This is a genomic window from Jatrophihabitans fulvus, assembly GCF_054781375.1.
This window is the reverse complement of the sequence record NZ_BAAGUN010000009.1, coordinates 1-13,819: the sequence shown is the minus strand read 5'-3', so window position 1 is coordinate 13,819 and position 13,819 is coordinate 1. Positions and strand designations below refer to the sequence as shown.

12 protein-coding genes are annotated in these 13,819 nt (G+C 72.8%); 9 read left to right on the top strand and 3 right to left on the bottom strand.

The annotated features are described in order from the left end of the window. Positions 1-136 precede the first annotated feature (136 nt). The 8 genes from ACYVP9_RS22710 to ACYVP9_RS22675 all read left to right on the top strand — a co-directional run bounded on the left by ACYVP9_RS22710 (position 137) and on the right by ACYVP9_RS22675 (position 8,633). The gene (locus ACYVP9_RS22710; RefSeq protein ID WP_460607272.1) at positions 137-997 is read left to right on the top strand and encodes an AAA family ATPase; all 861 of its coding nucleotides are present in this window, start codon (positions 137-139) and stop codon (positions 995-997) included. After that, positions 994-2,121, top strand: a complete 1,128-nt coding sequence (locus tag ACYVP9_RS22705) for a vWA domain-containing protein (RefSeq protein ID WP_460607271.1) — start codon at positions 994-996, stop codon at positions 2,119-2,121. The genes ACYVP9_RS22710 and ACYVP9_RS22705 overlap by 4 nt, the downstream gene beginning before the upstream one ends. Before the next feature lie 22 nt (positions 2,122-2,143). Next, positions 2,144-2,761, top strand: coding sequence for a pyridoxamine 5'-phosphate oxidase family protein (locus ACYVP9_RS22700; protein ID WP_460607270.1), 618 nt, complete (start codon positions 2,144-2,146; stop codon positions 2,759-2,761). A gap of 42 nt (positions 2,762-2,803) precedes the next feature. After that, positions 2,804-3,928, top strand: a complete 1,125-nt coding sequence (locus tag ACYVP9_RS22695) for an XdhC family protein (protein WP_460607269.1) — start codon at positions 2,804-2,806, stop codon at positions 3,926-3,928. Positions 3,929-4,014: 86 nt separating this feature from the next. Then, positions 4,015-4,488, top strand: coding sequence for a (2Fe-2S)-binding protein (locus ACYVP9_RS22690; protein ID WP_460607268.1), 474 nt, complete (start codon positions 4,015-4,017; stop codon positions 4,486-4,488). Then, the gene (locus ACYVP9_RS22685; RefSeq protein ID WP_460607267.1) at positions 4,485-6,932 is read left to right on the top strand and encodes a xanthine dehydrogenase family protein molybdopterin-binding subunit; all 2,448 of its coding nucleotides are present in this window, start codon (positions 4,485-4,487) and stop codon (positions 6,930-6,932) included. The genes ACYVP9_RS22690 and ACYVP9_RS22685 overlap by 4 nt, the downstream gene beginning before the upstream one ends. Next, the gene (locus ACYVP9_RS22680) at positions 6,932-7,786 is read left to right on the top strand and encodes an FAD binding domain-containing protein (RefSeq protein ID WP_460607266.1); all 855 of its coding nucleotides are present in this window, start codon (positions 6,932-6,934) and stop codon (positions 7,784-7,786) included. Before ACYVP9_RS22685 ends, ACYVP9_RS22680 begins: the two co-directional genes overlap by 1 nt. 28 nt (positions 7,787-7,814) lie before the next feature. Beyond that, positions 7,815-8,633, top strand: a complete 819-nt coding sequence (locus ACYVP9_RS22675; RefSeq protein WP_460607265.1) for an SRPBCC family protein — start codon at positions 7,815-7,817, stop codon at positions 8,631-8,633. A 64-nt stretch (positions 8,634-8,697) separates the two neighbouring features. Here ACYVP9_RS22675 and ACYVP9_RS22670 read toward each other — a convergent pair whose 3' ends face one another. From ACYVP9_RS22670 to ACYVP9_RS22660, 3 genes are read right to left on the bottom strand one after another with little or no spacing between them, the layout of a single operon-like run. Continuing rightward, a complete protein-coding gene (locus ACYVP9_RS22670; protein WP_460607264.1) occupies positions 8,698-9,504 on the bottom strand; it encodes an HAD family hydrolase in 807 nt (268 codons plus the stop codon). Further along, positions 9,501-11,885, bottom strand: coding sequence for a phosphoribosyltransferase (locus ACYVP9_RS22665; RefSeq protein WP_460607263.1), 2,385 nt, complete (start codon positions 11,883-11,885; stop codon positions 9,501-9,503). Before ACYVP9_RS22665 ends, ACYVP9_RS22670 begins: the two co-directional genes overlap by 4 nt. Positions 11,886-11,900: 15 nt before the next feature. Continuing rightward, a complete protein-coding gene (locus ACYVP9_RS22660; protein ID WP_460607262.1) occupies positions 11,901-13,109 on the bottom strand; it encodes an HpcH/HpaI aldolase/citrate lyase family protein in 1,209 nt (402 codons plus the stop codon). A 67-nt stretch (positions 13,110-13,176) separates the two neighbouring features. On the opposite strand from ACYVP9_RS22660, the gene ACYVP9_RS22655 reads away from it, so the two are divergent. Beyond that, a partial coding sequence (locus ACYVP9_RS22655) for a TerD family protein (RefSeq protein WP_460607261.1) occupies positions 13,177-13,819 on the top strand: 643 nt, incomplete at its 3' end.

Genomic DNA, 13,819 nt, shown 5'->3' with positions numbered 1-13,819 from the left:
GACGACACCTCCGGCCCGGTGACGCCGACGTCGCCCGACGTCCGGACCGCGCTTCCCGCCGGGGCCCGTCCGCCGACCGTGCACCCTGACCCCCCGGGCAGTGGCCGCGAACTGCGCCGTCGTGTTCGCTAGGGGCATGCCCGAGTTCAGCTCGCCGTCCGACGTCGCCGCCGCGCTGGACGGTGCCGGTTACCTGCCCGATGCGGGGCTGGCGACGGCCGCCTTCCTCGCGATGCGGATGGGACGTCCGCTGTTCTGCGAGGGCGACCCCGGCGTCGGCAAGACGGCGCTGGCGCACGCGTTGGCGGCGATCACCGAGTCACCCCTGGTGCGGTTGCAGTGCTACGAGGGCATCGACGCCGCACAGGCCCTGTACGACTGGGACTTTCCCCGCCAGGTGCTGCACCTGCGCGCCGCGGGCGACGACGCCCGGACCGCCGAGGCCGATCTGTACGACCGCCGGTTCCTGGTGGCGCGGCCGATCCTGCAGGCGCTCGAGACGTCACCCTCGACACTGCTCATCGACGAGATCGACCGCGCGGACGACGAGTTCGAGGCGTTCCTGCTCGAGGTGCTGGCGGAGAACTCGGTGACGATCCCCGAGCTGGGCACCGTGACCGCGGAGCGTCCGCCGCTGGTCGTCATCACGTCCAATCGCACCCGCGAGGTGCACGACGCGCTGAAGCGGCGCTGCCTCTACCACTGGGTGGCCCACCCCGAGTTCGGACGCGAGGTGGCCATCCTGCGCCGCCGCGTACCGGAGGCGTCCGAGCAGCTGGCCGAGCAGGTGGCGCGTGCCGTCGCGGCGCTGCGCGAGCAGAATCTGCTCAAGCCGCCCGGCATCGCCGAGACCATCGACTGGACGCAGGCCCTGCACGTACTGGGTGCGACGAACCTCGACACCGCCACCGCCGAGGAGACGCTCGGCGCCGTGCTCAAGTACCACGAGGACATTGCGCGGGTGCGCGCGAACCTGGACGCGATCCTGTCGAAATGACGAGCGCCGGCCCTCTTGCCGACCCGGTCGTCACCATGGCCGGGTTCGCCCGCGTGTTGCGCGCGAACGGCGTCGCCGCCGACGCCACCCGGCTGGCAGGAGCGCTGGAGGCCCTCACACACGTCGACGTCCGGGACGCCGAACAGGTCTACTGGACGGGCCGGCTCACGCTGTGCGCCGAGCCGGACGACCTGCCGACGTACGACGCCGTGTTCGACATGTGGTTCCGCGGCCGCACTCCCCCGCTGCCCGGCCCACGCCCGGGAGGCACGCCGGGGCAGGTGCTGCAGCTGCGCCCGCTCGGCGGCGCCACCGACACGGGCGCCGACGTCGAGCAGGACGACGAACAACTGCGCGCCGCCGCGAGCGACAGCGAGATCCTGCGGCACCGCGACGTCGCCACGATGACCGACGCCGAGCGCGCCGAGGTGCTGCAGCTCGTTGCCCTGCTCGCGCCGCGCATCGGCCGGCGCGTCACCCGCCGCACCCGGCCACGTGGTCGGGACGGCATCGACGTGCGTCACACCGTCCGCCGCATGCTGCGTGACGGCGGCGAGCTATCGCACCTGGCCCGGCACCGTCCGCGCACCAAACCCCGCCGGCTGGTCCTGCTGCTCGACGTCAGCGGCTCGATGTCGCCGTACGCCGACGTGCTGCTGCGCTTCGCCCACGCCGCGGTGCGCGTGGCGCCGGCCAACACCGAGGTGTTCACCATCGGCACCCGGCTCACCCGCATCACCCGTCCGCTGCGGCTGCGCGATCCCGACCAGGCGTTGCGGGCGGCGGGCGCGGCCATCCCCGACTGGAGCGGCGGCACCCGCATCGGCGAGGCACTGCGCGCCTTCCTGGACCTGTGGGGACAGCGCGGCACCGCCCGTCGGGCGGTCGTCGTGCTCGCCTCGGACGGCTGGGAGCGCGGCGACGCGTCGCTGCTCGGCGAGCAGAGCGCACGCCTGCAGCGGCTCGCCCACACGTTCGTCTGGGTCAACCCCCATCGCGGCAAGGACGGCTTCGCCCCCGTCACCGCGGGCATGAGCGCCGCCCTGCCCCATCTCGACCAGCTCGTCGCCGGCCACACCCTGGAGGCTCTGGAGGACCTCGCCGACGTCATCGCGTCCTGCTAGCGGCCGGTGCAACCATCGGGGGGTGACGACGCGCCGCATCACGTCCGAGGACGAACTCACCGCCCTCGTGGGTGAACCACTGCCCCGGGTCAGGGACAAGGTCCGCAGCCGCCTCGACGACGTCGACCGCACCTGGCTCGCCGCGTCGCCGTTCTGCCTCGTGGCCACGGCCGACACGTCCGGCCGCTGCGACGTCTCGCCCAAGGGCGACCCGGCCGGCCTCCTCCACGTGCTCGACGACGTGACCGTCGTCGTGCCCGAGCGGCCCGGCAACCGCCGCGTCGACGGGTTCCGCAACGTGCTCGCGAACCCGCACGTGGGCCTGTTGTCCCTCGTCCCGGGACGCGGCGACACGCTGCGCGTCAACGGCACTGCCGAGCTGGTCGCGGACGCGCCGTGGTTCGACGGATTGGTCGTCGAGGGCCACCGTCCGCTGCTCGCGCTGGTCGTGCACGTCGAGGAGGTCTTCTTCCACTGCGCGAAGGCGTTCCTGCGCAGCCGGTTGTGGCAACCCGACAGCTGGGCGCCCGACGCCGTGCCCTCACGCGCCGCGATCGCGCAGCGGCTCGAGCGGCCGGACGACAGCCTCGAGGAGCTCGAGCGCTACTACGGTCCCGCCTACGCACAGGGCCTGTACTAGTCGTCAGGTCCGCCGGCGTGCGCGCGTGATTACCGTGGTCCCATGCGTGACGTGCTGCAGGACCTCGTCGCCTGGTGGCGGGCCGGCGAGACGGTCGGCATGGGCACCGTCGTGCACACGTGGAGTTCGGCTCCTCGTCCGCCGGGGGCCGCGATGCTCGTCGGCCCCGACGGCAGCGCCGTGGGCAGCGTGTCCGGCGGGTGCGTCGAGGGCGCGGTCTACGAACTGGGCGAGCGGGCCCGCGACTCGGGCACGCCGGTGTTCCAGCGCTACGGCGTCAGCGACGACGACGCCTTCACGGTCGGGCTGACCTGTGGCGGCATCATCGACGTCTTCGTCGAGCCGGTGAGCCGCGAGACGTTCCCCGAGCTGGGCGACATCGCCGAGGACATCGAGGCCGGGCGTCCGGTGGCCGTGGCCACCGTGATCAGCGGCGAGCACATCGGACGGCGCCTGGTGGTGCGCCCGGACTCGGCCTCCGGCAGCCTCGGCAGCGAGCGGCTCGACGCCGCCGTCCGCGACGACACCGTCGGCCTGCTCGAGCAGGGCACGACCGGCGTCGTCCGTTACGGGCCGGACGGTGAGCGGCGCGGCGACGACATCGAGGTGTTCGTGGCCTCGTTCGCCCCCAAGCCGCGCATGATCGTCTTCGGCGCCATCGACTTCGCGGCCGCCGTCGCGCGGGTCGGCAGCTTCCTCGGCTACCGCGTCACCGTGTGCGACGCCCGTCCGACGTTCGCGACCCCGAAGCGGTTCCCGGACGCCGACGAGGTCGTGGTCGAGTGGCCGCACCGGTACCTGGCCGCCACCGCGACCGACAGCCGGACGGTCGTCTGCGTGCTCACCCACGACCCGAAGTTCGACGTGCCGCTGCTCGAGGTCGCCCTGCGCCGCCCGCTGGCCTACCTCGGTGCCATGGGGTCGAGGCGGACGAACGACGACCGCGCGGCCCGGCTCAAGGAACTCGGGTTCACCGACGACGACCTGGCCCGACTGCACGCCCCGATCGGTCTGGACATCGGCGGCCGCACGCCCGAGGAGACCGCGGTGTCGGTCGCCGCCGAGATCATCGGATCCCGGTGGGGCGGCAGCGGGGCGCAGTTGCGGCAGGTATCGGGCCCGATCCACCGCAATTCAGGACTCGTGGACGGCCCGGCCGCGAACTAGCCGAACAGCCAGGCGCCGGACTCCTCGTAATCGTCGTCACACCCCGATAGTTTCGGGGACGTCGGACACGGTCCAGTGGAGGCTCGATGACCAAGATCAACGTCACTGTCGACGGCGTGAACTACGCGGACGACGTCCAACCGCGCACGTTGCTCGTGCACTACCTGCGCGAACAGCTGGGCAAGGTCGGCACGGTGGTCGGCTGCGACACCAGCAACTGCGGCGCCTGCACCGTCGAACTCGACGGCCAGAGCGTCAAGAGCTGCACGGTGCTGGCCGTCCAGGCCGACGGCAGCGAGGTCACCACCATCGAGGGCCTGCAGGCCGAGGACGGGACGCTCGACCCGATGCAGCAGGCCTTTCACGAGAACCACGGTCTGCAGTGCGGGTTCTGCACGCCCGGCATGATCATGGCCTGCCGCGACCTGCTGAAGAACAACGCGAACCCGTCGGAGCAGGAGATCCGCGAGGGCATCGAGGGCAACCTCTGCCGCTGCACGGGCTACCAGAACATCGTCAAGTCCGTGCAGGCCGCGGCGCAGCAGGGAGTGAAGGCATGACGGCAGTCGAGGAACGCTCCGCCCAGATCGGGCAGTCGCGCCGGCGCAAGGAGGACCACCACCTCATCACCGGGCGCACCACCTGGACCGACAACATGACGGTCCCGGGCATGGTGCACCTGGCGATCCTGCGCAGCCCGATGGCGCACGCCAAGATCACGAACATCGACGTGTCCGAGGCCAAGAGCCGTCCGGGCGTCATCGCGGTGTTCTCGGGCCAGGACTTCGCCGAGACCCAGGGCAACCTGCCCTGCGCCTGGCCGGTCACGCCCGACATGGTGAACCCGGGCGCCCCGGCGCTCGCCGTCACGCAGGTCAACCACGTCGGCGAGGCCGTCGCCGTCGTCGCCGCCCGCACGAAGGCCGAGGCCCAGGACGCGCTCGAGGCCATCGACGTCGACTACGAGCCGCTGCCGGCCGTCCTCGACATGGAGGAGGCGGTCAAGGACGGCGCGACGCTCGTCCACCCGAACACCGAGTCGAACAAGAGCTACACCTGGGCCTTCGAGTCCGGGGAGGCCGGCACCGGCACGCCGATCCAGCAGGCGCTGGACGAGGCCGAGGTCACGGTGTCCCGCCGGTTCATCCAGCAGCGCCTGATCCCGGCGTTCATGGAGCCGCGCTCGACCCTGGTGCAGCCCGTCGGCGACGGCATCCTGGTGCACTCGGCGACCCAGATCCCGCACATCCTGCGCACCATGCTCGCGCTGACGCTCGGCATCGACGAGCACAAGGTGCGCGTCGTCGCGCCCGACGTCGGCGGCGGCTTCGGCGGCAAGATCCCGGTCACGCCCGAGGAGGTCATCACCGTCCTCGTCGCCCGCAAGCTGGGCAAGCCGGCCAAGTACACCGAGTCCCGCTCCGAGTCGCTGATGAGCGCCCACCACGGCCGTGACCAGATCCAGGACATCACGATCACGGCCAAGCGCGACGGCACCGTCACCGGCCTGGACGTGCACCTGCTCGCCGACATGGGCGCCTACCTGCGCCTCGTGGGTCCCGGCGTGCCGATCCTCGGCGCGTTCATGTTCCCCGGCATCTACAAGTTCCCGTCCTACCGGTTCGTGTGCGACGGCATCTTCACGACCAAGACGCCGACGGACGCCTACCGGGGCGCCGGCCGTCCCGAGGCGACGTTCGCCATCGAGCGGATCATGGACGAGCTCGCCGTCGAGCTCGGCATGGACCCGATGGAGCTGCGCCGCAAGAACTGGATCAAGCACGAGGAGTTCCCGTACACGATGGTCAGCTCGCTGACCTACGACTCGGGCAACTACGAGGCCGCCACCGACAAGGCGCTCGAACTCATCGGCTGGGACGAGTTGCGCCGCGAGCAGGCCGAACGCCGTGAGCGCAAGGACCCGGTGCAGCTGGGCCTCGGCATCTCGACGTTCACCGAGATGTGCGGCCTCGCCCCGTCGCGCGTGCTCGGCTCGCTCGACTACGGCGCCGGCGGCTGGGAGTCCGCGCACATCCGCATGCTGGCCACCGGCAAGGTCGAGGTCGTCACGGGCGCCAGCCCGCACGGCCAGGGCCACGAGACGGCGTTCAGCCAGATCGTCGCCGACCAGCTCGGGGTGGCGTTCGAGGACGTCGAGGTCATCCACGGCGACACCCAGTCGTCGCCCAAGGGTCTCGACACCTACGGTTCGCGTTCGCTGGCCGTCGGTGGCATCGCGATCGTCAAGGCGGCCGAGAAGGTCATCGCCAAGGCGAAGGTGATCGCGGCCCACCTGATGGAGGCCAACGAGGACGATCTGGAGTTCAGCAACGGCTCGTTCTCGGTGAAGGGGTCGCCGGGCACGTCCATGGCGATCGGCGAGATCGCGTTCGCCGCGTTCATGGCGCACAACCTGCCCGACGGCATCGAGCCCTCGCTCGACTCCGACGCCGTGTACGACCCGGAGAACTTCAGCTACCCGCACGGCACGCACCTGTGCGCCATGGAGATCGACACCGAGACGGGCGAGGCGACGATCCGCAAGTACGTCTGCGTCGACGACATCGGCACCCCGATCAATCCGCTCATCATCGAGGGCCAGGTGCACGGCGGGCTCGCGCAGGGCATCGCTCAGGCACTCTTCGAGGAGGCCGTCTTCGACGACGACGGCAACCTGACGACGGGCACCTTCGTCGACTACACGCTGCCGTCCGCGGCCGACCTGCCGTCGTTCGTCACCGACCGCACCGAGACCAAGGCGACGTCCAACCCGCTCGGCGTCAAGGGCGTCGGCGAGGCCGGCACGATCGCGTCCACCCCGGCCGTGATCAACGCGATCGTCGACGCGCTGCGGCCCTTCGGCGTGAACGACATCCGCATGCCGGCCACCCCCGAGCGGGTGTGGCGGGCCATTCACGGCTCGGAGCACGCCGACCGCGCCGGTGAGGGCACCAACGCCTACGGCGGAGCGAGTACCACCACCTCGGACGGAGGCAACGGCTGATGATTCCCGTCGAATTCGAGTACACCCGCGCGAATTCCGTCGGCGAGGCCGTCTCGGCCCTGCAGTCGGCCGGCGAGGACGCCAAGGTGCTGGGCGGCGGCCAGTCGCTCATCCCCATCCTGCGGCTGCGCCTGGCGTACCCGACGCACGTCATCGACGTCAGCAAGGTCGACGAGATGCGCGGCGTCCGCGACGACGGCGACGCCATCGTCATCGGCGCGGCCACGACGCACCACGACGTGATGCACGACCCGCTGGTGGCCGAGCACGCGCCGCTGATCGCCCAGGCGACGGAGACCGTCGCCGACCCGCAGGTGCGCCACCGCGGCACCTTCGGCGGCGCCCTCGCGCACGCCGACCCGGCGGGCGACCTGGGCGCCGTGGCGCTGGCCCTCGGCGTGCAGTTCAACGCCGCGGGTCCGGGCGGCGAGCGGTCGATCGGCGCGGACGAGTTCTTCCAGGACTACCTCACGACGGCGCTGTCCGAGGACGAGATCCTGACCTCGATCCGCGTGCCCAAGCTGGGTGCCGGCTGGTCGTCGCACTACGAGAAGTTCAACCGCGTCGCGCAGGCGTGGTCGATCGTGGCCGTCGCCGCCCTCGTGAAGCGCGAGAACGGGTCGATCAGCGAGGCGCGCATCGGGCTCACCAACATGGGCTCGACGCCGCTGCGCGCGAAGGCGGTCGAGTCGGCGCTCGCTGGCTCCGACGTCTCGCCCGAGGCCATCGGTGCCGCGGCCGAGCACGCGGCCGAGGGCACGAACGCGCCGTCCGACCTCAACGGCAAGTCCGACTACCGTGAGCACCTCGCCCGGGTGCTGACGAAGCGCGCCGTGCTCAACGCGGTCGGCTGACCACCCCTCACCGAACGGAGACCCCAGCGTGAAACTCGAGCACTCCTTCACCGTGCCGACGGGCATCGACGACGCGTGGAAGATCCTGCTCGACATCGAGCGCATCGGCCCCTGCATGCCGGGCGCGTCGGTCGACTCCGTCACCGGTGACGACTTCACCGGCAGCGTGAAGGTCAAGCTCGGACCGATCGGGCTGACCTACAAGGGCAAGGCCAGTTTCGTGGAGAAGAACGAGGCGGCGCACCGTGCCGTGATCGACGCCCGGGGCAAGGACGCCCGGGGCAACGGCACGGCGTCCGCCAAGGTCACCGCGACGCTGTCCGAGCGAGGCGGCGAGACGCACGTCAAGGTCGACACCGACCTCGACATCACCGGCAAGCCGGCGCAGTTCGGCCGGGGCGTCATGGTCGACGTCGGCAACAAGTTGATCGGCATCTTCGCCGACAACCTGGCCGAGGAGATCCGCGGCAACGGCGCCGCGGACACCGCCGAGGCACCCGCGGCGGCACCCGCGGCGGCACCTGCCGCCGCGCCCGCCGAGGAGGCGTCGACCGGACGGCACCCCGAACCGCAGCCGACCGCCCCGGGCCCGGCGGAGCCCGCCGCCGCGGCGGCCGCGGCGGCTGCGGCGGCTGCGGCCCCGGCAGGAGCACCGACCGCGGCGCCGGTGGCGGCCGCCCCGGTGGCCTCGGCGAACGGGGCGACCACGGCGAAGCGTCCGCAGCGTGAGGTCGAGCCGATCAATCTGATCGAGTCCGCGGGCCCGGCCGTCGCCAAGCGGCTCGCCCCGCCGATCGCGGCGCTGCTCGCGATCGTGCTGTTCGTCGTGTGGCGCCGCCATAGGTGACGTCCGCACGTCTCGACGCCGCGTCGGCCCCCGGGTCGGCGCGGCGTCGTCGTGTCCGGCGCGGTCAGCCGACGGGCACCAGCGAGGCCGCGAACCAGGCGACGATCTCCTCGCCCGCGTCGATGCCCACGGCTCCGGTGACCTCGACCCCGCCGGGGACGGCGTCGGCCTCTACCAGCTCGCCGTGCCGTGCCGCGATCGCCGCGTCGGCGGCGGACAGCAGATCGCTGTCGAGCAGCGAGTCGCCGGCCGCGAGCACCCGTCCGGCCTCGAGTCGCGCGGCGACCTCCGCCACGGCAGCGCTCTTCGTCAGCCCGCGCGGCACCCAGTAGAGCTTGCGCCCCTGCAGCGAGACCCGCCAGCCATGGGCGTCCGCCCAGGCCGTCTGCTCGTCGACGAACCCGTCGGGCAGCGCCGCCCGGTCGAGGACGGCGTAGACGAACAGCTCGCTGGCGACACGGACGAGCGTGGTCCACTCGGGTGCACAGACCTGCAGCGCGTGCGCGTGCACGTCGTCGACGGGCAACCCTCCGCGTAGCCGCTGCGCCACCACGCGGCCCCAGTCGGGATCGGGTTCGCCGTCGACCAGCAGGATGCCGCCGTTGGCCGCCACCGCGTACCGGCCCGCACCGGGCAACCGCACCCGCGCGAGCTGCTCGGGCGTGCGGGTGGTGGTCGGCACGACGGGGACGCGGTCGCCCAGCCGGGCGAGGCGCGCGGCGGCGTTCGCGGTCATGAACGCGGAGTCGGCACCCTGGTAGACCTCGACCGCCGCGACCGCGTCCGCCTCGCCGCCCCAGCGCGCGATCGCGCGACGCGAGTAGATGAGCGTCAGGTCGAGATCGCTCGCGATCATCGCGGGGACGCTCACGATGCGGCCCGTCCGTCGGAGCCGGTGGCGCCGCGGGTGAAGCGGGGGTGGATGAGCCCGACGCAGCTGTACGTCAGACCCTCGACCTCGACGACGGGGACGCCGCGCTGCTCGGCGAGCAGCCGCACGTGGGCGAGGTCGGCGGCGGCGTCGGGCCGCACGAGCACCTGCCAGGGCACGCGCCGCAGCAGCACCCGCGTCGTCTCCCCCACGCCGGGCTTGACCAGCGTGACGTCGCCGATGCCGTACTGCTCGCTGATGCGCTCGATCTCGGCCCAGCCCGCCCAGGTCGGCGTTCGGTCGGACTTCTGCAGCACCGGCCAGTCGGCGTCCACGTCACCGGCGACGGCCTCGAACCGCTGGGAGATCGCGTCGAGGAACCGGCGCGAGACGTCCGCGTCCGCCAGCTCGCGGTAGAACTTCGCGCCGTGGAACTGTCCGGGCGCGAGGATGCGGTCGTTGAGCACCGTGCGCGACACGAGCCCGGACACCGTCGAGTTCAGGCAGGCGGACGGCACGAGGAAGTCGTCGCGGGTGCCGAAGGTCGTGACGCAGCCACCGGGATCGGCGAGCACCGCGAGCGCGGAGTCGAAGGCGACCCCGAGCTCCCGGTTGGCGTCCGCCACCGCGGCGTCGAGCTCGCGGGTGATCGCGCCCTTGCCCGTCCACCCGTCGACGAACACGACGTCCGCCGGGTCGTGGTGCTCGGCGAGCCAGCGCAGCGCGACGGTGTCGATGCCGCGCCCGCGCACGATGCTGATCGTGTGGTGCGGCAGGTCGATGTCGTGCCGGAAGCGTGCCCACCGGCGCATGAGCACGCCCACCGGAGTGCCGGCGCGGGCCAGTGAGGCGAGCACCGGACGGCGGCCGTCACCGCCCCGCTCGGCCAGGACCAGCTCGGTGACGACGCCGACGGCGTGGGCGATGCGCCCGGCGGTCGCTGCGAGCGCGTCGTCGAACAACCGCAGGTACGACGCGTCGGGCTGGTACTCGACCGGCAGCGACTCGGCGTAGTGCGCGCCTCCCGACTGGATGGCCTCCTCGCGCTCCTCGGTCGGCGCCTCCAGCCGGACGTCCGAGAGGTCGGTGAGCAGCCACGTGACCTCGTCCGCGGCGTAGCTGCCGAAGTCGGGCCCGTGCAGCGACTCGGGCAACGGGTGCCGGGTCGGCACGACCACGAGGTGCACGTGGTTCGCCAGGCCGGCCAGCTCGGTGAGCAGGCCCGAACGCAGGGCCGCGGAGTCGCCGTCGGTGTCGACGACCACGACGACGTCGCTCCACCGGTGCGGCCGCGCGACGTTGTAGGCGAAGCGCGGTCCCGGGCCGTCGAGCGCGGGGTCGTGGCTGCCGAAGGTGATCGCCGTGCGGATCGGGTACCCGTCCTCGTCGATCGCCAGCACCGGTGACCGCGTGGTCGACGACAGGCGGACGGGGACACCCCGCTCGGCGAGCTCGACACCGATCAGCGTCGGGGCGTACATGAGCTCCTCGGTGGCGAGCACCAGCACGTCGTCGCCGAGCTCCGGCGCGAGACGCTCGGCCACGCCGGCCGCGGCCGTCCGCATGGCGCGGGTGCCGTCGGGAGTGATGCCGTGACGCCCGCCGTCCGCCACCGCCGCGGGCCACCCGCCGTGCTGCAGGACCGGCGGTACGGAGGTCCCGCGCGACTGCGGCACCGGTGCGGCGGCGACGAGGTCGGCGGCGGCCGCCGCGAACCCGTCCGGCAGCTCGATGCTGCCGGCCGACAGCGCGACGACGTCGAGTCGCACTCCGAGGCTGTCGGCGAACGACACGAACGCGGCGCGGTCGTCGGCCGAGCGCAGGTCGACCAACGCGGCGACCACGTAGTGCGGGTGGGGCGCGAGCGCGTGCAGCGCGGCGACGGTGTTGCGCGCCGTCCGTCCGGTCGAGAGCTCGTCGTCGACGAGCACGACGACGTCGGCGCCCAGCAGGTCGTCCGGGTGCTCGGGCAGCAACTGGTGACTCGAGGCGTGGCTGTGCTCCTCCTCGAACCCGGCGAGGTCACGGGCGGTGGCGACGGCACGGCGCGTGGAGTGCAGGTAGCCGGCGTGCAGTGCCTCGGCCACGCAGTGTCCGAGGCCGGTGGCCGTCTCGGCGTACCCGAGCACGGCCGCAGGCTGCGCGCCGATGACGGCCGCGACGGCGGCGCCCAGCTCGAGGCCACGGTCGTGCAGCTCGCGGGGGTCGACGGGCACGTGCTTGCCCAGCACGCGCGACACCAGCAGGTGGGCCCGCTTCGGGTTGCGGCGCAGGGCGAGCTGCACGAGCTCGTCGAGCGGACGGGCGGCGTCGGGCGCGGTGACCAGGCGCGCGCCCAGCCGGCGCGTGACCCAGCCCGGGTCGTCGGCTGCGGGATTCACACCGGAGAGCTTGGCCTACGGGTGCAGCCCGGCGTCGAGGAGGTCGACGAACGACGTCTCCTCGCGGGCCACGCCGAACGCGTGGGCACGCAGCATCGTGCGCGCGGCCCAGGCCGTGTGCGGCTTGCTCTCGTTCATCTTGTTGCGGTAGCGCGAGGCTGACGCGCCGCCGGCGGCGCCGGTGGCGAGCACGTCGCAGGCGTCGATCCACTCCTCGTGCGCGACCACCGACAGCGCGTGCACGGCAGCGACGTGGGTGGGGTGGATGACCGTCTTGCCGGTGATGCCGTTGGCCCGGTCGAGGACGATCTCGCGGATGAGGCCGTCGAGGTCCTTCGCGATGATCTCGGCGCGCAGCGCGCGATCGGCGTGGGCGGCGAACGGCGACTCGCGCAGCAACGGCTTGAACATGCGCTCGGGCGCGGAGAAGTACTCCCACACCGCCCCGGTCACCGGGTAGGGCGCGCCCGGGCCGTCGACCCGTCCGAACACGTTGACGACGGCCGACAGCACGTCGGCGACCACGCGGACGTCCCACACGGTGAGGTCGCGCGCGCGCCGCAGGCCGTACGCCGACGACAGGTCGGTGGCACCGATACGCACCGCCGGCACGAGGTCGCGGTGCTTGTCGACGAGCCGCCGGGCGCCGAGCAGGCTGTCGACGCGGGTCTCGATGTGCGCGAGCGCGGCGGTCTCGAGCACGGGCATGACCAGCAGGCGGTGACCGGTCGCGACACCGGCCGCGACGACCGCCTCGAGGAACGGTCCACCGGTGTCCTCGTCGAACTTCGGCACGACGAAGCCGGTGAGCACCGGCAGCGCGTCGCCGAGTTCGGCGACGATCATCGGGATCTGGCGCTCGTGCCGCACCCGGACGAAGATCATCGGCAGGGCCCTGCCGTCCTCGCCGTCCTCGCCGTCCTCGCCGTCCGCCGCGTTCTCACCGCGGGCGAGCAGGCGCAGCTGCGCGATGGCATTGCGTTCGGCGGCGTCGAGCTCGTGATCGGGGACGGAGTCCTCGAGGCACACCACGATGCTGGTGACCCCGCTCGCCGCCCGGCGCCGGATGTCCTGCGCCAGCTGCGGACGGGTCGCCGGGCAGTACAGCGTCGCGCCGAGGCCGACCCCCACCTGTTCGGGGTCGTCCAGGGGCGAGAACGGCTGCGGCGGACGCAGGAACAGGCGGTCGCAGGCGTCCTCGTCCAGGTAGGCGAAGTGGCGCATCCGCGGATGATGCCACGCGTATGTGACATCGGCGTTCCGTCCCGGGACGCTCTGGCACGATCCGACCATGACCGTCATGCAGATGGGCAGCAACATCCCGCTCCCGGCCGAGAGGCTGGTCGCGACCGTGCGCTGGACGGCGACGCCGGGCGGCCCGGACGTGGACGCGTGCGCGCTGCTGGTGCAGGGGTCCGGACGGGTGGACAGCGACGCGGACTTCGTCTTCTACAACCAGCCGCGACACCCGTCCGGATCCGTGCAGCTGGCGGGGCGGCTCCCGGCGTCGCCGGACGGACGCACCGGTGACCGGGTCGAGCTCGACACCGCCGCCCTGCCCGCCGGCGTGGAGCGGATCGTCGTCGTCGCAGCCGCCTCCGGGGGCTCCTTCGGGCAGGTGTCCGGGCTCGAACTGGCGGTCGCCGACGCCACCACCGGCGCGGAGCTCGCGATCTTCGCGATGCGGGCCGCCGAGGAGACCGCGCTGCTGTGCGGCGAGATCTACCGGCGTGGCGGTGCCTGGAAGTTCCGCGCCGTCGGGCAGGGGTACGCCTCCGGCCTCGCCGGGCTGGCCGGCGACTTCGGGATCTCGACGGACGGCGGCGCCGACGCACGGCCCGCACCGCCCGCACCGCCCGCACCGCCCGCACCGCCCGCACCGCCCGCACCGCCCGCACCGCCCGCACCGCCCGGCGCGCCCGCCGCGTGCTGCG